Raw genomic sequence first — 18,353 nt, 5'->3', positions numbered from 1 at the left:
CCGGGCGGTATAGATTTTCATCACTGCTGCGCAGAACTTCTGCTGAGGTCTCGCGCCCCATAGACCGCGCCACCGGCGGGATGACTTGATCTCCCGCCGGTGGCGCTAAATTCTTCTCCTCCCTCGCCTTCAGGCGCGGACGAACTTGAGGCGCCAAGCCTCGGGGCCGCGCTGAAGGTAGTCGACTGAGAAGCCGCCCGAATAGCGCTGGTCGATCTGAGTCAGGAGTGGCAGGGGATCATGAGGAGCGAAGAGAACCATCCCATTGCCGGCTGACACCGAGTCAAGGGCGCCGAAGACGGTTGCGTGGCGAATGGCGTGCGGAACGGTCCGCACATCCAGTTCCGGGTATTCAGGACCAGCGGATTCTCCGCAGGTGCAGCTGTGTGCGCAGTCGCCGGTCTGCTCAGAAGCGGCGGAGTCGGCATCGGCGTCCTTGCCGCCGGCACCAGTGTCGGCCGATGTCTGGGTCCAGAGCTTGGCCAGAGACACACTTGATTCACCTGCCAGCAGTGGGACGAGGCGTGTGGTCACATTGTCGGCGTGCAGGTCGAACACCGACCGAGCGGCCTGGGCGCTCCCTGCGGCACGAACGGCATCCGCGGCGCCTGCGAGGTCTGCGAAGAGGGAAGCGAGGACATCGGATCCGGCGTCGATCGCCTCGGCGAGTGCGCGAGATTTCTCGAGCTGCTTAGCCGCGGTGAGGATATGGGCGGCCTCCGCCCGCAGTGCGCTCGTCACTGAGGCTTGCGCCCAGGAATTCAGGTCCTCGCGAGCAGTCACCCAGGACTCGTCTTGGCGGGAGACGGCAGCGACGAGAGCTTCGACCTTCGCCGCCATGGCGCCGCAGCGTTCGGCGTAGTTCTGCTCGATCTCTGCGGCGACCTCGGCCTCGGCCTCATTGGAGGTGAACATGACATTGCTCATGGAGTTCTCTCTTTCTCTGCAGACTTGGCCATAGTTTATTACAATTAAAACCGTGAAAATAAATCGCGCCTCCGCCGGGGCTGAGAGCTCCGCGCTGGGACCCAGTCCCGCCGTTCAGGCAACAGGACTCTCACCTGCCGTCGCGGCCGTGCTCGAGCACCTCAGTGCCCAAGCCGAGCCCGTCACGATCGGTGCACTGTCAGCGATGACTGGGCTGCATGGGAATACGGTGCGCGAACATCTGGAGGAGCTCATCACCGCGGGCTGCGCAGCCAAGGAACGAGCACTCTCACAAGGAAGGGGCAGGCCCGCATGGCTCTACTTCGCCACGGACACAGCCGCTGCGGCCGGCGCTGCCGAATACGCGGGCCTGGCGTCGGCGCTGGCCGCGCACATCCACCGCACCAGTGACTCGCCACGTCTCGACGGCATCGCCGCCGGTGTCGACTGGGGCCGCCAGCTGGCCGCGGACTTCGCCGGCGACGAGCCGAGCAGCCAAGAGCCGAGCAACCACGAACGCACCACCAGCACGGCCCGCAGCCAGACGATTGCCCTGCTTGAGAACCTGGGGTTCGCGCCAGCGGTGGGCGCTGACTGCGCAACGAAGTCTGAGTCCGAGGCGAGCGCTGGTGCGGGTGCAAACACAGTCACCGGCGACGCCGACGCTGCGGTCGGAGGTGCAGGGGATGCCGAGGACTCCATCCACGTGAGGCTGACCCGCTGCCCGCTGCTCAGCGCCGCCCATCAGTACCCCGACATCGTCTGCGGCGTTCATCTCGGTCTGGTTCGCGGCGCCTTGGACGTCTTCGGGGATCCGAATTCCAGCAGCGAGCTCGAGCCCTTCGCCGAACCCGGAGCCTGCCGACTGCATCTGCAACCACGGAAGGAGTCCCAGTGATCCGCCGTCTTGCCTTCCTCGTCCCGGCCGGCCTGTCGCTGCTAGCCGGACTCGACGCGGCACTCATGTTGCTGGGGCTGTGGGCCCCGGTGGCGGGGGAGAGGTTGCCGGGCACCCACGGAATCGTCATGGTCTTCGGTTTCGTCGCCACTCTGATCTCTTTGGAACGCGCCGTGGCACTCGCCCGAGCGGCCGGGTTCCTTGCGCCCGCGCTGCTCGGACTCGGTTCACTGGCAGTGCTGTCCCCACTGCCGCTGGTCATCGGGCAGCTCGGGCTCCTGGCAGGCAGTCTTGCCCTGGCCGTGCTCTACATTCCTCTCTACCGGCGGAACTTCGACGAGGCCATCCTGGTCCAGGCCCTCGGTGCGGTACTGGCCGCGGGTGCGGCCCTCATGTGGCTCGGCGGTGCCACCGTGCCGACATTGATCCCCTGGTTGGCCGGATTCGTCATCGTCACCATCGCGGCCGAACGCCTCGAGCTCGCACGGATCGCCATCGCCTCCACCGCCGTCCGCGGGTTCTTGGCACTCATCGCGGCAACGGCCCTCGGCGTGCTCTCCTCCCTGCTGTGGCCCACCATCGGCTACCCGCTGTTGGGCGTCACTCTCCTCGGACTGGTCTCCTGGCTCCTCGTCCACGACGTGGCCTCGAAGACGGTCACCGCCACCGGTCAGACCCGGTTCATGGGCATCTGCCTCCTCGCCGGCTATGTGTGGCTGGTCGTCGCCGGTCTGGTCTGGCTCCTTGCCGGGCCCACCGACGGGGCCAGGTCCTATGATGCGGTGGTCCACTCGGTCTTCCTGGGGTTCGCGATCTCGATGATCATCGCCCACGCCTCCGTGATCCTGCCTGCGGTGCTCCGGATCCGTCTGCCCTACAGTCGCGGCTTCTACCTTCCGGTCCTCCTCCTCCACACGTCGCTGGTTCTACGGATCGGCCTCGGCGACGGCCTCGATCTGCACTGGGCCTGGCAGCTCGGCGGGGTCCTCAACATCGTCGCCCTTCTGGGATTCGCGATCCTGGCCGCCACCTCCGCGATCACCGCCTCCCATGCTGCTCGCACCACCAGCAGCCACCAGCGTGGCGAACGCAAGAACCGCGAATCCAGGGCTGAACATGACAACAACCTCAGTTCGTCGGCGCAACCGGACACAACGCCATGAGCCCTCAGATCTCGTCACCCGATCCGCAGAACAGGCCTCGGACAGGACCGCTGGAGCCGCCTGCGGCCCGCGGACGGTGGCTCATCCGTGACCTCCCCGTCATCGTCTGGCTCGTCTTCCTCCTCGTCGTCATCGCCGCCCACCCGGGACTGCCCGTTGCCAGATGGCTGATGATCCACCTACTGGTCCTCGGAGCGGCCAGCCACTCCATCTTCGTGTGGTCCAAGCACTTCGCCGAGGCGCTCCTGCACACGCCGTCGACAGAAGCCGACAGAAGAGGTCAGAGCCGACGTCTGATTCTGCTCAACGGCGGCACCCTCATCGTCATCATCGGCATGATCGCCAGCGTCTGGGCGTTCGTCCTCGTCGGTGCGGCCGCGGTGGCGGGTGCGGTGATCTGGCACGGGCTCAGCCTCTGGGCTCAGGCACGCACCGCACTGGCCTCACGGTTCGCCTCGACCCTTCACTACTACCTGGCCGCCGCGGCCATGCTCCCGATCGGAGTGGCCCTCGGCGTCATTCTGGCCTTCGGAGTCGGTGATTCCTGGCATTCCCGCCTCGTCGCCGCCCACGCCCTGATCAACCTGCTCGGCTGGATCGGGCTCACCGTTCTCGGCACCCTTGTGACCCTTTGGCCGACGATGCTGCGCACAAAGATCGTGCCCGGCGCCGAGGTGGCCGCCAGGCGAGCTCTGCCGATCCTGTCCATCGGACTGGCAGTGACACTCGCCGCCGCACTGTTGAGCCAACCCTGGGCTGCGGGCATCGGGCTCATCGCCTACCTCAGCGGGATAGCGCTCATCGGTCGTCCCTTCTTCCTCGCCGCGCTGGCCAAACCTCCACGCGAATATCCGACATTCTCGGCAGCCGCGGCCATGGTCTGGCTCGTCATCTGCCTGATTGCGCCCACATGGGTGTTCTTCACCTCTGAGACCTGGACGGAGGCCACCCAGGGATTCACCTGGCTGGTGCCGGCCCTGGCAGCGGGATTTGCAGCCCAGATCCTGTTCGGGGCACTGTCCTATCTCCTGCCGGTCGTCCTCGGTGGGGGACCGAATGCCGTACGCGCGGCCACCATGGAATTCGCTCGCTTCGGGACCCTGCGGATCACCATCATCAACGTGGGCCTGGCGATCTGCCTGCTGCCGGTCCCCAGTTGGGTGAGAGTGCTGTGTTCCGGACTGGTGGCATTGGGGCTGGCCGCGTTCCTGCCGCTGGTGTTCCGTGGCATCAGTGCCTCCCGCCGGGCGAAGAAGAACCCGCCGGAGCCGGTGACTGGCGACCGCAGGGCTCAGGTCAGGGCGTTGAAAGAGGAACGTGCGGCCGAGCAGAAGCAGGTCAGTCGAAACAACCTGGCTCTGGCAGCGGCGGGCCTGTCGGCGGTGCTTCTCGCCGTTGCCGGCGGTGTCGCCATCGATCCAGCTTCGACGGCTGCGATCAACGAAACGACCACCTCGGCGGGGGCGGCACCCACAGGTGAGACGACCCGTGTGCGCGTCGAAGCCAAGGACATGCGATTCACACCGGCGACGGTCGACGTGCCCGCCGGCGATCGCCTGATCATCGATCTCAAGAACCTCGATGACGAGGATGTCCACGATCTCGTGTTGGCCACTGGTCAGGACAGCGGCAGACTCGCTCCAGGCGAATCCACGAGTCTTGACGTCGGCATCGTCGGTGAGGACATCGACGGGTGGTGCTCGATCGCCGGTCACAGGCAGATGGGAATGGTCTTCGGCATCAACGTCACCGGGGGTTCGTCCCCAGCAGGGGCCGACAGCTCGAGATCCAACAGCTCGGACGCGATGCCGGGAATGGATCACGGCGGTGACGCGGGCGGAGATTCCACGCCTCGAAACGGCACAGACGACACAGGTTCGGCCGCTGCGGATTTGGACTTCCTGGCAGATCCCGGCGCAGACTTCAGCGCCAGGGACGCCGAACTGCGGCCTGCTTCCCGAGGGACGACTCACAAGGAGACCTTCACCGTCAGTGAGATCGCACGGACCGTGGCCGCTGACATCCGACAGAAGCTGTGGCTGTTCAACTCCACGATGCCCGGACCCACACTGCGCGGCGATGTCGGCGACGTCTTCGTCATCACGCTGGTCAACGACGGATCGGTGGGACATTCGATCGACTTCCACGCCGGCGAGTTGGCTCCGGACAAGCCGATGCGCACGATCCCTCCTGGTGAGTCGCTGACCTACACCTTCAAGGCGACCCACAGCGGCATCTGGATGTATCACTGCGCGACCATGCCGATGTCATCACACATCGCCAACGGAATGTTCGGCGCCGTGATCATCGATCCGCCCGACCTGCCGGCAGTCGACAAGGAATTCGTCCTCGTCCAGTCGGAGCTGTACCTGGGCCCGCAAGGCGGAGTCGTCGACTCCCAGAAGGTCCGGCGTGAGGAGCCCGACGCCGTGGTCTTCAACGGCGTCGCCAACCAGTACGACCACGATCCGCTCACCGCCCGTGCCGGGGAGCGGGTGAGGTTCTGGATCCTCAACGTCGGCCCGAACAGATCGAGTGCCTTCCACATCATCGGCGGACAGTTCGACACGGTCTACAAGGAGGGCACGTATCTCATCCGCCCGGACAATCCGGAGAAGGGTGCGAGTCAGGTTCTCGACCTCGAGACGGCACAGGGCGGGTTCGTCGAACTCGAATTCGCCGAGGAGGGGCACTACCCGTTCGTCTCCCATAAGATGGTCGACGCTGAGCGCGGAGCCCACGGGATCGTCGACATCACTGGGTGAGGCATCCTCTGGCGTCCGCATTTCGGATGCAGAATTCTCACTTCTACGCTATGTAGAACGTAGTTCTACCTAGCGTAGTAATGTCGAAGACAGCCAATCAACCAGACGACCTGGAAGGGCCGTTGCAGCCACGTGATGCATAGGCATCACACAAGGGGGCAGATGTGATTTCCCAATCCGCACTTTCCGTCATCCGTGAGACTCTGCCGGTGGTAGGAGCCTCGATCGGTGAGATCACACCGATCTTCTATCGGCGCATGTTCACGGCCCGCCCGGACCTGGAACGCGATCTGTTCAACCGGGGCAATCAGGCGCAGGGAGAGCAGCAGAAGGCACTGGCCGGCGCGATCGCCGCATACGCGACTCTGCTCGTCTCCGACGATGCTCCGAACATCGATGCGATGATGAGCCGGATCTCGAACAAGCACGCCTCTCTGGGGATCACCGAGGACCAGTACGCCATCGTCTACGAACATCTCTTCGCCGCCATCGCCGAGGTCCTCGGCGACGCCGCGACCCCGGAGGTCGTCGACGCCTGGTCGGAGGTCTACTGGGATATGGCCGACGCCCTTATCAGAGCGGAGAACAGCCTCTACTCTCGCTTCGAGGTGGCACCCGGTGATGTGTGGAGACAGCTTGTCGTCACCTCCCGTACCCAGGAATCACCGACCACCATCAGTCTCGAACTCGCCCGCGAAGACGGTGCGGCACTGCCCGAGGCCAGGCCTGGCCAATACCTCTCCATTCAGGTGACGCTTCCCGACGGCGCCCAGCAGATCCGCCAGTACTCCCTGACCTGTGCCTCGAACCGTGCCTCTTGGAGTGTGACCATCAAGGCCGAACCAGGCCGCGCCGATTTCGGTGTCCCCGCCGGCGAAGTGTCCAACTTCATCCATGACAATATCTTTGAAAACGACACGTTGCGCTGCTCACTGCCCTACGGCGACCTCGTCGTCGAAGAGTCCGAGGATCCACTGCTCCTGGTGTCGGCGGGAATCGGGTGCACGCCGATCATCGGAGCACTCAACCACCTGGTCCAGGCTGAAGCGACCCGACCGGTCACGGTCCTGCACGCCGACCAGTCGATGGCTTCCCACGCACATCGCCGGGAGATGGCCGAACTGGTGAAGCAGCTGCCGGGGGCGCAGATGCATCACTGGTATGAGCAGTTGGGCTCCCGAGCGGTCACTGAGACCATCCACGAAGGCTTCATCGACCTCGGTGAGGTGTCTGTGAACCCGAACGCACAGGTCTATCTGTGCGGTCCGCCACCGTTCATGAACGCCGTGCGGCGCGGTCTGGCGGGACTCGACGTTCCCGCAGACAATGTCCATTTCGAGGTCTTCGGCCCCGATACGTGGACCGCTGCCGCGGAGCCGGTACCAGCCTGAGTCCCAACCGGGGGCCCAGGCTGATTCCCGGGCTCTGAGTTCACCCGATCCGGCGCTGAGGTGGTTCGCAAATGTCGTACCACCTCGGCGCCGGTCGTCTGTGCGGAGTGAGGGGTGATGATTCAGGTCTGGGGGCCGCGATGCACTAGGCTGGCATCATTATGGCCATTGATTATTCTGCTGAAATCGCCAACCTCCGGGCAACCTACAAAGCGATCCTCGACGTGTCCGATCTGGACAATCTGCGCTCCGAGGTCGCTGAACTGACGGAGGAGGCGTCCTCGCCTTCCTTCTGGGACGATCCGGACTCGGCGCAGAAGACCTCGGCCACGCTCGCGCACAAGCAGGGGACACTGGAAAAGCTCGAACGGTTCGGTGAACGCATCGACGATTCCGAACTCCTCATCGAAATGTCCGAGGATGAGGGCGACGAGGATTCGAAGGCCGAAGCCGAGCGCGACATCAAGAAGCTGCACGACCAGCTGGCCGAGCTCGAGATCTCGACCCTGCTCAACCACGAATACGATGAGCGTTCAGCCGTCGTGACCGTGCGCTCCGGGGCCGGTGGCGACGACGCGACCGATTGGGCGCAGATGCTCATCCGCATGTACATCCGCTGGGGCGAGAACCGTGGGTACAACGTGGCGCAGCTCGACACCTCCTACGCTGAGGGCGCGGGCATTAAGTCTGCAACGATCCAGGTCAACGCCCCCTACGCGTACGGAACGCTGTCCGTGGAGGCCGGTACTCACCGACTCGTGCGCATCAGCCCCTTCGACAATCAGGGGCGTCGCCAGACCTCCTTCGCCGCCGTCGAGGTTGTGCCGCTCATCGAATCTACCGACCACGTCGAAATCGATGAGAACGATCTGCGCATCGACGTGTACCGGTCATCGGGCCCCGGTGGTCAGTCGGTGAACACGACCGACTCGGCCGTGCGCATCACGCACGAGCCCACCGGCGTTGTTGTCAGCATGCAGAACGAGAAGTCGCAGATCCAGAACCGCGAAGCCGCGATGCGCGTGCTGCAGTCACGCCTCCTCGATCTCAAGCGCAAGGAAGAAGCAGCGCAGAAGAAGGAGCTGGCCGGCGACATCAAGGCCAGCTGGGGCGACCAGATGCGCTCCTACGTCACCCACCCGTACCAGATGGTCAAGGACCTGCGGACCGGCTACGAAGTCAACAACCCCTCTGCGGTCTTCGACGGCGACCTCGATGGACTCATCGAAGCCGGCATCCGTTGGCGCAAAGAGCAGGAGATGGCCGAAGAGGCATCCTGACCTCCAGCCGCAACTGTCGGATTTCAAGCCCCGGCAGGCGGATTTCAGTGATGACTGCGTGAGTGACAGCTTCGAATGTGGGCTTCCTCTGCCGTCGGCCACCGCCTCGGCGGCTGTGAACTTCCTCCAATGCGCAACACACGCCCTTAAGCCTCCCGGAACATTGTGGAGCTGTTCCGTACAGTGGAAGCGGCCGAGCCATCCGCGACATGATTGAAGACCCTCTTGATCAAATTCGACTCCGTTTCGAAATCCTACGACGCACGCTCCCGCAGAGCGCTCGACGATATCTCGTTCGAGGCCGAGCGCGGAGAATTCGTGTTCCTCGTCGGTTCTTCGGGCTCGGGCAAGTCCACGGTCATCCGCCTCATTCTGCGCGAAGAGGTTCCCAGCGCCGGACGGATCCACATTGCCGGAAAATCGGTCGTGAAGATGCCCAGCTGGAAGGTGCCCTACCTGCGGCGGGGGATCGGCACCGTGTTCCAGGACTTTCGCCTGCTGCCGAACAAGACCGTTTTCGCCAACGTCGCCTTCGCCCTCCAGGTCATCGGCAAATCCCGGGCGGCTATGTCGACCCTGGTCCCAGATGTGCTCGAGACTGTGGGACTGGCCGGCAAAGAGAAGCGCTACCCCAACGAACTCTCCGGTGGTGAGCAGCAGCGTGTGGCCATTGCCCGTGCCGTCGTCAACAAGCCGGGGATCCTGCTCGCTGATGAGCCCACAGGCAATCTCGACCCAACCACCAGCGCCGACATCATGTCGGTCCTTGAGAAGATCAACCGCAACGGAACCACGGTGCTCATGGCCACTCACGACGGAGAGATCGTCAATCGGATGCGCAAGAGAGTCATCGAAATCTCCGACGGCGTCATCGTTCGCGATGTCGAAGAGGGCACCTACGGAGTCGCCTCATGAGGTCCGGATTCATCCTCTCCGAGGTCTGGTCAGGACTGCGCAAGAACGTCTCCATGGTCCTGTCCGTGGTGCTCGTGACCTTCGTGTCCCTGCTGTTCGTCGGCGCCGCAATCCTGCTGCAGATGCAGGTCGGGCAGATGAAGGACTACTGGTACGACCGCGTCCAGGTCTCCGTATTCCTGTGCCCACCTGACTCCGAGGCCACCAACTGCGTCGAGGGTGAAGTCACCGATGCGCAGAAGAAGAACATCGAAGATCAGCTGGGCAGTTCAGAACTGGCTCCCTATGTCGATGAGGTCTACTTCGAAGACAAAGGTGAGGCCTTCGAACACTTCCAAGACCAGTTCAAGGGCACCAGCCTCGAAGGCACCGTTCCCGAAGAAGAGATGAACGAGTCGTTCAGGGTCAAACTCAAGGACGCCGAGAAGTACGACATCATCAAGGAATCGTTCTCCTCGACCCAGGGTGTCGAGGAGGTCGTTGACCAGAACCAACTCCTCGATCGCCTATTCGGAGTCCTCAACATCGCCACTGTCGTCGCGGTCGCGATCGCCGGGATCATGCTGCTGTGTGCCATGCTGCTCATCGCCACGACCATCCGACTCTCCGCGTTCTCAAGGCGGCGCGAGACGGGAATCATGCGTCTGGTGGGTGCGTCCAACTCCTTCATCCAACTTCCTTTCCTGCTCGAGGGCGTCATCGCCGCAGCGATCGGTGCGACCCTGTCCGCCGGTGCACTGGGACTTCTCGTCCACTTCGGTGTCAGCGGCTGGCTGCAGGGGCAGGCGACGGGCTTCAGCCTGATCTCCGGAGTCAACGTCCTCATCGTGGCCCCGATTCTCATCGCCATCGGTGTGATCATGGCCGGTGCATCGTCCCTGATCACCTTGAACAAGTACACGAAGGTCTGAGATGAAGCGCAGACTTGGTTTAGTGGTTACCGCAGCGGTGCTGGCCATCATCCTTCCCGTCAGCTCGGCCGGAGCCAACCCCCGCGATGACAAGAGCAAGGTCGATGACCGGGTCAAGGAACTCCAACAGGAATTCGAGGGGCTCGACGAGGACCTGGCCCGAGTCATCGCCGAACGCGACGCTGCGGAGGAGAAGCTGCCCGACGCTGAAGCCGCGTCGAAGAAGGCCGACGATGCTCTGAGCGAGGCCATCGAGAAGGATGATGCAATGGCCGCTCGCCTGGCCTCGGCGGAGAATGCGCAGTCGGACCTCAAGACGTCGATCGAGGACGGCGCAGAGGAGATCGACAAGCACAAGACGTCAGCCGCGCGCATCGGACGTCAGGCGTATCAGAACTCGGGCATCACCTCCGACCTGGCGATGCTGCTGCAGATGGCCGAGGGCACAAGCGCCGATGGCGGAATCGGGCGTGTGGACTCCGCCGTGCGGTCCCAGCAGCGCACGATTGACAATCTCTCCGAGCAGCGGGCAGTCAACGAGAACAATGAAGAGCGACTCTCGGGCGTGACGGATGAGATCTCCGACCTGAAGGACGAAGCCGCAGAGGCTGTCCTGGCTAAGGAAGCCGCGCAGGTCGACGCGAAGAAGAAGTCCGACAGCCTCAACGACATCATCTCGGCGAAGGACGATGCGGAGAAGACCATTTCCGACAACAAGGCCGAGACTGAGGAGCAGCTGCAGAAAGAGCAGGACGAGCAGGACCGGTTGGCGAAGAAGGTCCGCGAATGGGAGAAGGAACAGGAGAAGAAGGGCAAATTCGTCTTTGGTGACGGTGAGCTGGCCAACCCGGCCGAAGGTTACCCCATCACCTCGCCCTTCGGCTACCGCATCCACCCGATCACCGGGGCGAAGAAGCTGCACTCGGGCACCGACTTCGGTGTTCCCTGCGGCACCCCGATCCGTGCCGCGGGCGACGGCATCGTCGTCGGCGCTGGCTGGACCGGCGGCTACGGCAACCGCGTCGTGATCTCCCACGGCAAGATCAAGAGCGACTCAATCGCCTCAACCTACAATCACAATACGAAGGTCAAGGTCCACGCCGGACAGAAGGTGAAGACGGGCGATGTCATATCGATCTCGGGTACGACTGGTGCCTCCACCGGCTGTCACCTGCACTTCGAGATCATGAAGAACGGCGGATACGTCGATCCGATGCCCTACATCTCCTGACGGTGCTCATCTTCTGTTGGGATATCACCGCGCCGAGGTGGCCCTGCGCTGGTCATCAGCGTGGCCTTTCGTACGCGATACCATTGAGCTAGAGTAGTTGATCTGCGTGTCTACGCGATCGAGCAGTCTTTTCGGGGCTGACAATCGCAGTCGGACACACTGATCCGACACACAGGAAGGAGGCCGGACATGCCGAAGGAAACTGGCAAGAAAGTCATCGCGAGAAACCGCAAGGCGCGCCACGACTATCTCATCGAAGATACGTGGGAGGCCGGTCTCGTGCTGAGCGGAACCGAAGTGAAGTCACTGCGAGAGGGCAGGGCGTCGCTGACAGATGGGTTCGCGCTGATCTTCCAGAACGAAGCGTGGCTCGAGGGCGTCTACATTCCCGAATACGCGCAGGGGACGTGGACGAACCACACCGCTCGTCGACGCCGGAAGCTGTTGCTGCACCGCGAGGAGATTCTCCGGCTGTCGCAGAAGGTCAAGGAGTCGGGACGCACACTCGTCCCGCTGGAGCTGTACTTCGACGGATCGCGGGTCAAGGTCGAGATCGCTCTGGCTAAGGGCAAGCGCGAATGGGACAAGCGTCAGGCCCTGCGTGAAGCGCAGGACAAGCGCGAGGCAGAGCGGGCGATCAAGTCCAAGCAGTTCCTCTGAGCCTGTTGCTCTGCCACCATAGATCCGACTGAGCCCCTGTCCTCGGGAATGCAATTGGGTCGTGCGGTGTTGTGGGAGTATGCTGGTTATTCTGGTCGGTACATGAGCCTGTCTGTGCAGGTGAATGAGCTGGGCAGATTTGGTAACAGAATATGGGGATGATCGGTTTCGACGTCGGACACTGCGACGGGAGAAGCGGGCCGAGAATGTAGAGTCATCTCGTTAATGTCCTCTGCAAAACAATAGGTGCTAAGTCTAATAACCGCACCGATTTCGCCCTCGCTGCCTGATTGGGCCGAGCTGCGAATCCGTCAGTCTAGAGTTGCTTCCACTCTAGGTCCTGGCGTCGCTTAGGAAGCCACTGCTTCAGATATTCGTTGAGGGTATCTGAGGGACTTTTACTCAACTCCGTTCGTTGGTCCACATGTTCGTGTGAGGGCCAGAACCTAAGAAACTACTTCACGAACTGCGCCCGGAGAAGTCCTGACAATCTGCCGACGGACGCGGGTTCGATTCCCGCCATCTCCACAGATAGTCAAGCCCCGCTTGCCCTTATAACCACTGGGCGAGCGGGGCTTTTCTTGTGCCCGAAATCTGCCGCTGCCCAAGTTTTGCCCACACTTCATTTCAGCGGGATGCCGTCCGAGCCGCGTCCAGGGCCACGGCCACCACGTCCAGGTCCGTGTCGAACAAGGCTGAATACGTGTCTAGGGTCATTGCGGCAGAGGCGTGGCCCAGCATCCGTTGCACCGCCTTCACGTGAGCTCCCGACTGGATCGCCAGGCTCGCCGCGGTGTGGCGCATGTCGTGAGGCACCATGGCGTCGGGAACACCCGCCGCGGCTTTCGCTTCCTTCCACCACCCGATCTGTTTCTTCGGTCGCATCAGATACCCTGAGTTCGTACCGGGGAAAATCAGAGCGTCCCCAATCCGATCCTTCACCTGATCCTGCAACTCGGTCACAAGGAAAGCCGGCACCGCAACCGTCCTCTGCTCGTGCGTCTTCGGCGTGCCCGGATAGAACTTCGACCCCACCCGCACAACATTCTGCGCGACCGTCAGACGATTCTTCTCCGCGTCGAAGTCCTTCGCCCTCAGTCCGGTAATCTCGCCCCACCGCAGCCCCATGTAGCAGCCGACGAGGACGATACGCCGGTACTCCCCAGACGCCTCAGACAGCGCCCCCACCTGATTGTGGGTGAGGTAGATGTGTTCCTTCTTGCCCTTGCGGGGCAGGTTCGTCAGTTCAACGGCAGGGTTGCGGCCGATCAGTCGATCCTTCACCGCCCCGTCGAGGATCCCCTTGAGCACGCCGAGCGCCCGCAGCGTCACTGTGGCCGATCGTCTCCGGCTGAGCTCGGCCACCCATCCTTCGACTTCGGTCTGCGTGATGTCGCGGATCTTCCAATGCCCCCACTTGGGCTGAATGTGGGTGTGCCACGCACCGCGAATGACCGTGTATGTGGACGGCTTCAGATGGGACTGTCGGTCAAGCCACGGCTTCCCGAGGTCGGCAATCGTGACGGCGCCGGCAGATGGGTCGATGTAGGTGCCCTGGGCTTTGTCGACCTCCGTCGTGTTGAGGAACAGTGTGGCTTCGCGTTTCGTGCGGAAGCCGCGCCGGTCAGTGTGCCGGCCGTCCGGGCGACGGTACCTGACTCGATACCGCCGGCCCTTTGCCGTCTCATAGGGTTCAATGCTGGCCATTCTCTATCCGTTCCGTGCCTGCCCGATCAGTCGCAGCAGCACCTTCTCGTGCGGATGCAGGAACCGTAGTCGGTCCTCGAGTACCTCGGGGATGACGTTGAGTTCGTCGGCCGCTTCGTGGGCTGTGTGGGCCCATCGGAAGACGTCGACGAGGTCATCCCAGTCAATGAGTTTCTTGGCGGTCAATCGCCGCGCTGATTGTTCTTCTTTCGGCTCGTCACAGTTCGTATGCCCGAGATCAATGTGAGCTTGCTCGTGCTGGATGGCGCAGCGTCTCTCGACCTGCAGTAGATCGGCATCGAGCCAGATGGCGTTATTGCCATTCGTGGCGGCTATTCGAGTGTCGTTGAACTTGGTGCGGTGCAGGACAACGCCGTCCCCGCGCTCACGTAGTTCTCTCCATGGATGGTGCATGACAGTGACCATATCGAGGACCGCTGACACGACAGAAGTGGTCAGTCGTCTGGCCTACTGCGGATCGACGAAGCCACCTTGGCCACTCCGACCAAACCTACGGTCACGAGCGAGCCAATGACACCCGATTCAATACCAAGGATTCCGAATGCGACTGCGGAGGCCAACCCGCCGATGCCCATGATGGCCGTGGTCCAAGCAATGATGCGCACCCCGGAGGCTTCTGCAGAAGCTAATTTCTTAACGACTTCGTGCCGACCGATTGAGTTGACTCTCGCCATCTCAATGATGGTGGGGAGGAGCGTGGGGTCTATGTCCTGATACTCGCGGAGCATGTCAGGAGGAGGCAGAGGCCCCTGATGATATGAGGCCTCTTGTGTTATTTCCTGGTATTCGGCGTGCGTGATGAAAGTGAGCTGCCCGTCGTCCGGGGCGGCATTTGCCCCATCGCTTCGTACATCGCCTGGCCCACTTCGTCCCACGACTCCGCTGCCAGGTCGCGATTCTGGATTTCCTTGCGCATCTTCCGGACGCTCGACATGTCTCCGGATTGCATCATCATTCCGCGCCGAATTCCCCGGCGCATTGCGCGGCTCATTGCTGACGTGCTCATGATCGTTGTCTCCTGTGGCATGGGATGGTGATTCCATACTAGTCATCCTTAGTTGGAATTAGGTGGGAACGTGAGCAACTAGCCAGAAAAACTTGTAGACAACGGTCAATCTTCATCGTGCGAACCGTCGTCCGGATCCTGTGACCCTTCGGCGTCGTCGTCCTGCTTGTCTTTCTGCTTCTTGCCCCGATTGGGTGCACGGTACGCAGCGGTGTCGCTTGCCGGCGGGGGAGGTACGAGCGAGTAGACGTTGTCGCCGTTTCCGTCATTGAGGTCTTCGTGGTCGAGGTCTCCACGAGCTCGGCCGCCGAATGCACCGAGCCCGTCATCCTCGCCTGTTGCCGGACTCACTCCGGCTCGTTTATTGGGGGTGGCTTCTGCATCGCCATCACCTGCCTTCTCGACTGGATACTCTGTGAACGCCAGGATCAGCTCATTCAACGCTTGGCGCTGACGAGTGTTCAGCTTCTCTGTGCCGCTGGGCGGCGACCAGGGGGAGAGTTCGCGTCCAACCATGCTGTAGAGATCGGTGGGCGACACTTCGAGTGCGTCCGCCATCTTCTGCACATTGGCCGGTCGGCTCTTCCTGCCAGTCAAGAAGCTGCTGATCGTTGACGTGTGAACCCCGGACTCCTTCGACCACTGATTGAGAGATAGGTTATCCGACCTCGGGTCAACAAGGCCAGCGTTTCTCATTGCTCGTTCGAGCGACTTCGGGAGTTCGATGCTCACGGTCCACTACGTCACCACCGACGCCTACGGTTCGAAAGCGTCACAGTTTTGGATCTACGACTGGCAGTCAGTGACGAGAGGAGCACCCCAACTTCTCGCGACGATCCCGATCTCAAACCCCGGCAAGACACCGATGAAAATGCAGGGAGTAGCAACCACAGGCTCGCACTTCTACCTCGTCGGTGGAGACCCCGCCCAGGACCCCACCGTCGCCATCTACGACAACCAAGGGCAGCTCGTTTCAGTCAGGTCGTGGACGAGAGCAGAGTTCATGCAGGCCGTGAACACGTCAGCTCCCGGGACTCTCACGATCTCGGACTTCGAGTGGGAGTCAGAGGGTGCAACGAACGTCGACGGTCGCCTCTACACGGGGCACGTGGTATCGAACAAGGAACCCCGAGGTGCCGGCTACCAACGTTACGTGGTGATTCTCCAGCACGGCGACGCGATCGCTCCCCGCATGTCTCCAACACCGTTGACGAACTACTCCGCTGATTCAGGGTGGATTGATCTGCCCATCGACACGACCACATACGTGACGAAAACATCCGGGCGGAAAGCAATGTACAGGATGCGAGGCGGCGAGCTCATGTTCTACGGCATCGTCGAACGCAAGGATCAGGCAAAGATGCCGGCGAACACTTACCTGCCGATCACCTCGGGGCCGCTACCGGACGACATTCTTCCCGACCAGGCATTGCGTTCAGTCTGCGCCGGAGACGGACCGACCACTGTGGTCGCCCTGGTCGAACGCGGGCAGCCGGTGAAGGTGAATCTGTCGGCTCAGTCCTTGTCCGTGTTCCTCGAAAACTCCCGCTTCACCCTCTACTAAAAGGACACCACCATGAAGCAAACACAAGGATCGGAGAAGGTGACCGATAATGCCTGACCGGATCATCCACTGGGCCACACACGGACACTTCGACCCAGGCGTGAAACGCGTTGTCCTCGCCGCTGTCGGAGTCCTCGCCATCATCCGGGGACTGTCCTACATCAACCCACCACCAGTACCGGCAGGGCTGCGCACACTCTCCCAGCTCATTCCCCTCGAATACTGGGGATGGGCCTGGGTAATCATCGGTGCCCTGTCCGTCATCGGAGCCTTCACAGCCCACTACCGAGCACCCTTCGTGCCCCTACTCGTCATTACCACCCTGTGGGGGTTCTCCTACCTCGCCGAATGGGGCATGGACTACTTCAACCGCGGCGTCGACTCACGCGACTACGTATCCGCAGTCTCCTACGCCGTGCAAGCCTTACTGATCCTCGCCGTCATCCGTTTGATCGACCCCGCTGAGGTGACCCCGACGCGGGAGGTCGAGGATGTGGACTGACTGGATACCAGCAGGCGTAGCCGTCGCCTTCATCACCGGCATCATCTCCATCTACGGTGTCCGCCAGAACCGGAAGACCGCCACTGAGACGAACAAACTCAACGAATCCGATGCCCTCATCAAGAACCTCTCCGCCGAGGTGAAACGCCAAGATGGCCGCCTCGACAAACTCGAGGAAACCATCCTCCGGCAAGGGGAAACGATCGACGATCAAGGCGAACAGATCCGCCGCCTTCAAACGAGGGAATGGTCCCTGCGCCGCTACATCTACCGCCTCATCGACTGGGGGCGAGCCCTCGGCGGCGAACCACCCGAACCACCCACAGACCTCAACCTCTAACCCCCGCACCCCGCGGGGGTTTCCTCATTCAAGGAGACAGTTATGGCATACGCGCTCGCCTCTCGCATCGAGAGGGCGGTGAAGAAGTCTGGCCTGAAAGTGGTGTGGGTCGCGGGGTGGAAGTCCCGGGGCCGCGCCACCATGGGCACCATCCAAACGATCACTCTCCACCACACAGCAACACCGCGCAGCTTCAAAAAGAGCACCGAGTACCCAACACTCAACGTGATCAAGAACGGCCGCACTGGCCTGCCTGGGCCACTTGCGCAGCTGGGTCTTGGCCGAACCGGTGTCGTCTACGTCGTCGCCGCCGGCAGAGCCAACCACGCGGGTGTATCGCGGGCAACGTCGATGACGAACTCGCATGCGATCGGTATCGAAGCAGAAGGCGCGATGGAGGCATGGCCGACCGCGCAATACCAGGCATACCTCAGACTCGTGCGCGCCCTGATCGACGAGTTTGACCTCGGTACGTCCCGGGCCCTGCGCCACGGCGAAACTTGCTCCCCACCCGGGCGGAAGACAGACGCCTCGTTCTCCGGCCCAGCATTCCGCAACGCCCTGGCCACCATCAAGACCGGCAGCAAACCGGCAAACACCCAGCCGGATACCCCGGCAAAACCGAAAGGACTGTTCGGCATGGCACTCAAAACAGCAGATTCGCGCACCGAGAAGCAGAAGATCGGAAAGGGCAAGGAGATCACCCTCCGCACCCGGGAGAAGAACACAAACAAGTTCCTCTGCTCGGTGAAGAAGGGCGAGCTCATCCTCGTCGACGAACACCTCCGAATCTCGGGCCTTCGAGAAGGACAGATTGCCGAGGTGTGGTTGCGCATTGGCGAGTACGTCGCGAAGACGAAGAAGGGCTACACCCGGTACAACTACCCTCGCGTCACCGCTCACGGACGCGCCGGTGGCGGTGACGCCCACGTGGCCATACCACTCGTGGACAAGGTCGGCATCGGCCCGAAGCACGGCGGCGATCTACGCATATATGTCGTCGTGAAGAACGTCTCCGGTGACGAATGCGTCGTCGAATACACCAAACACCACGTTCTCGCAGACTGAAAGG

General features: G+C 62.2%; 18 protein-coding genes, 1 other RNA gene and 1 pseudogene. 14 read left to right on the top strand and 6 right to left on the bottom strand.

Features of this window, described 5'->3' with window-relative positions; genetic code table 11:
* Positions 1–129: 129 nt before the first annotated feature.
* On the bottom strand, positions 130–927 hold the full coding sequence (locus AAFP32_RS12125; RefSeq protein WP_350269320.1) for a DUF2249 domain-containing protein: 798 nt from the start codon (positions 925–927) through the stop codon (positions 130–132).
* Positions 928–979: 52 nt separating this feature from the next.
* On the opposite strand from AAFP32_RS12125, the gene AAFP32_RS12120 reads away from it, so the two are divergent.
* The 10 genes from AAFP32_RS12120 (at position 980) to ssrA (ending at position 12,672) form a co-directional block, all read left to right on the top strand.
* Positions 980–1,825, top strand: a complete 846-nt coding sequence (locus AAFP32_RS12120) for a helix-turn-helix transcriptional regulator (protein ID WP_350269319.1) — start codon at positions 980–982, stop codon at positions 1,823–1,825.
* On the top strand, positions 1,822–2,988 hold the full coding sequence (locus AAFP32_RS12115; protein ID WP_350269318.1) for a hypothetical protein: 1,167 nt from the start codon (positions 1,822–1,824) through the stop codon (positions 2,986–2,988). Before AAFP32_RS12120 ends, AAFP32_RS12115 begins: the two co-directional genes overlap by 4 nt.
* Positions 2,985–5,753, top strand: coding sequence for a multicopper oxidase domain-containing protein (locus tag AAFP32_RS12110; RefSeq protein WP_350269317.1), 2,769 nt, complete (start codon positions 2,985–2,987; stop codon positions 5,751–5,753). Before AAFP32_RS12115 ends, AAFP32_RS12110 begins: the two co-directional genes overlap by 4 nt.
* Before the next feature lie 164 nt (positions 5,754–5,917).
* Positions 5,918–7,144, top strand: a complete 1,227-nt coding sequence (locus AAFP32_RS12105; protein WP_350269316.1) for a globin domain-containing protein — start codon at positions 5,918–5,920, stop codon at positions 7,142–7,144.
* A gap of 161 nt (positions 7,145–7,305) precedes the next feature.
* Complete coding sequence (gene prfB, locus AAFP32_RS12100) at positions 7,306–8,424, top strand: peptide chain release factor 2 (RefSeq protein WP_101641736.1); 1,119 nt, start codon at positions 7,306–7,308, stop codon at positions 8,422–8,424.
* Positions 8,425–8,649: 225 nt separating this feature from the next.
* Positions 8,650–9,339: a cell division ATP-binding protein FtsE gene (gene ftsE, locus AAFP32_RS12095; RefSeq protein ID WP_096145929.1), complete on the top strand. Its 690-nt coding sequence runs from the start codon at positions 8,650–8,652 to the stop codon at positions 9,337–9,339.
* Positions 9,336–10,250, top strand: a complete 915-nt coding sequence (gene ftsX / locus AAFP32_RS12090; RefSeq protein WP_101620987.1) for a permease-like cell division protein FtsX — start codon at positions 9,336–9,338, stop codon at positions 10,248–10,250. Before ftsE ends, ftsX begins: the two co-directional genes overlap by 4 nt.
* A 22-nt stretch (positions 10,251–10,272) precedes the next feature.
* A complete protein-coding gene (locus AAFP32_RS12085; RefSeq protein WP_350269315.1) occupies positions 10,273–11,481 on the top strand; it encodes a peptidoglycan DD-metalloendopeptidase family protein in 1,209 nt (402 codons plus the stop codon).
* 189 nt (positions 11,482–11,670) lie between these two features.
* A complete protein-coding gene (gene smpB / locus AAFP32_RS12080) occupies positions 11,671–12,141 on the top strand; it encodes an SsrA-binding protein SmpB (protein ID WP_101573034.1) in 471 nt (156 codons plus the stop codon).
* Between the two features lie 154 nt (positions 12,142–12,295).
* Positions 12,296–12,672: a transfer-messenger RNA gene (ssrA, locus tag AAFP32_RS12075) on the top strand.
* A gap of 96 nt (positions 12,673–12,768) precedes the next feature.
* Here the strand turns inward: ssrA and AAFP32_RS12070 are convergent.
* The 5 genes and pseudogenes from AAFP32_RS12070 to AAFP32_RS12050 all read right to left on the bottom strand — a co-directional run.
* Positions 12,769–13,848 (bottom strand): tyrosine-type recombinase/integrase, encoded by a 1,080-nt coding sequence (locus tag AAFP32_RS12070; RefSeq protein ID WP_350269314.1) that lies wholly within the window; start codon positions 13,846–13,848, stop codon positions 12,769–12,771.
* Positions 13,849–13,851: 3 nt separating this feature from the next.
* On the bottom strand, positions 13,852–14,034 hold the full coding sequence (locus tag AAFP32_RS12065; RefSeq protein ID WP_350269313.1) for a hypothetical protein: 183 nt from the start codon (positions 14,032–14,034) through the stop codon (positions 13,852–13,854).
* Positions 14,035–14,303: 269 nt separating this feature from the next.
* The gene (locus AAFP32_RS12060) at positions 14,304–14,912 is read right to left on the bottom strand and encodes a hypothetical protein (RefSeq protein WP_350269312.1); all 609 of its coding nucleotides are present in this window, start codon (positions 14,910–14,912) and stop codon (positions 14,304–14,306) included.
* 68 nt (positions 14,913–14,980) lie between these two features.
* Positions 14,981–15,433 carry a hypothetical protein gene (locus tag AAFP32_RS12055; RefSeq protein WP_350271519.1) on the bottom strand — a complete coding sequence of 151 codons (453 nt, stop codon included), beginning with the start codon at positions 15,431–15,433 and terminating at the stop codon, positions 14,981–14,983.
* 24 nt (positions 15,434–15,457) lie between these two features.
* A pseudogene (locus AAFP32_RS12050) lies at positions 15,458–15,571 on the bottom strand (hypothetical protein); the annotation flags it as partial.
* A gap of 175 nt (positions 15,572–15,746) precedes the next feature.
* Here AAFP32_RS12050 and AAFP32_RS12045 point away from each other — a divergent pair.
* Genes AAFP32_RS12045 through AAFP32_RS12030 form a run of 4 tightly spaced genes read left to right on the top strand, consistent with a single transcriptional unit; the run spans position 15,747 to position 18,349 of the window.
* Positions 15,747–16,439: a hypothetical protein gene (locus AAFP32_RS12045; protein ID WP_350269311.1), complete on the top strand. Its 693-nt coding sequence runs from the start codon at positions 15,747–15,749 to the stop codon at positions 16,437–16,439.
* 49 nt (positions 16,440–16,488) lie between these two features.
* Complete coding sequence (locus AAFP32_RS12040) at positions 16,489–16,941, top strand: hypothetical protein (protein WP_350269310.1); 453 nt, start codon at positions 16,489–16,491, stop codon at positions 16,939–16,941.
* Positions 16,931–17,281, top strand: a complete 351-nt coding sequence (locus AAFP32_RS12035; protein ID WP_350269309.1) for a hypothetical protein — start codon at positions 16,931–16,933, stop codon at positions 17,279–17,281. The genes AAFP32_RS12040 and AAFP32_RS12035 overlap by 11 nt, the downstream gene beginning before the upstream one ends.
* A gap of 42 nt (positions 17,282–17,323) precedes the next feature.
* Positions 17,324–18,349, top strand: coding sequence for an N-acetylmuramoyl-L-alanine amidase (locus AAFP32_RS12030; RefSeq protein WP_350269308.1), 1,026 nt, complete (start codon positions 17,324–17,326; stop codon positions 18,347–18,349).
* Positions 18,350–18,353 lie beyond the last annotated feature (4 nt).

This window comes from Brevibacterium sp. CBA3109 (assembly GCF_040256645.1).
Taxonomy (GTDB): Bacteria; Actinomycetota; Actinomycetes; order Actinomycetales; family Brevibacteriaceae; genus Brevibacterium; species Brevibacterium koreense.
This window is presented reverse-complemented; position numbering and strand designations above follow the sequence as displayed.

Bases quoted from the DNA above. Each gene is read 5' to 3' on its own strand.
- AAFP32_RS12060 (WP_350269312.1), bottom strand. From the start codon at position 14,912: ATGGAATCACCATCCCATGCCACAGGAGACAACGATCATGAGCACGTC.
- AAFP32_RS12030 (WP_350269308.1), top strand. From the start codon at position 17,324: ATGGCATACGCGCTCGCCTCTCGCATCGAGAGGGCGGTGAAGAAGTCT.
- ftsX (WP_101620987.1), top strand. From the start codon at position 9,336: ATGAGGTCCGGATTCATCCTCTCCGAGGTCTGGTCAGGACTGCGCAAG.
- AAFP32_RS12125 (WP_350269320.1), bottom strand. From the start codon at position 927: ATGAGCAATGTCATGTTCACCTCCAATGAGGCCGAGGCCGAGGTCGCC.
- smpB (WP_101573034.1), top strand. From the start codon at position 11,671: ATGCCGAAGGAAACTGGCAAGAAAGTCATCGCGAGAAACCGCAAGGCG.
- prfB (WP_101641736.1), top strand. From the start codon at position 7,306: ATGGCCATTGATTATTCTGCTGAAATCGCCAACCTCCGGGCAACCTAC.
- AAFP32_RS12040 (WP_350269310.1), top strand. From the start codon at position 16,489: ATGCCTGACCGGATCATCCACTGGGCCACACACGGACACTTCGACCCA.
- AAFP32_RS12035 (WP_350269309.1), top strand. From the start codon at position 16,931: ATGTGGACTGACTGGATACCAGCAGGCGTAGCCGTCGCCTTCATCACC.
- AAFP32_RS12055 (WP_350271519.1), bottom strand. From the start codon at position 15,433: ATGGCGGACGCACTCGAAGTGTCGCCCACCGATCTCTACAGCATGGTT.
- AAFP32_RS12070 (WP_350269314.1), bottom strand. From the start codon at position 13,848: ATGGCCAGCATTGAACCCTATGAGACGGCAAAGGGCCGGCGGTATCGA.
- AAFP32_RS12045 (WP_350269311.1), top strand. From the start codon at position 15,747: ATGCAGGGAGTAGCAACCACAGGCTCGCACTTCTACCTCGTCGGTGGA.
- AAFP32_RS12110 (WP_350269317.1), top strand. From the start codon at position 2,985: ATGAGCCCTCAGATCTCGTCACCCGATCCGCAGAACAGGCCTCGGACA.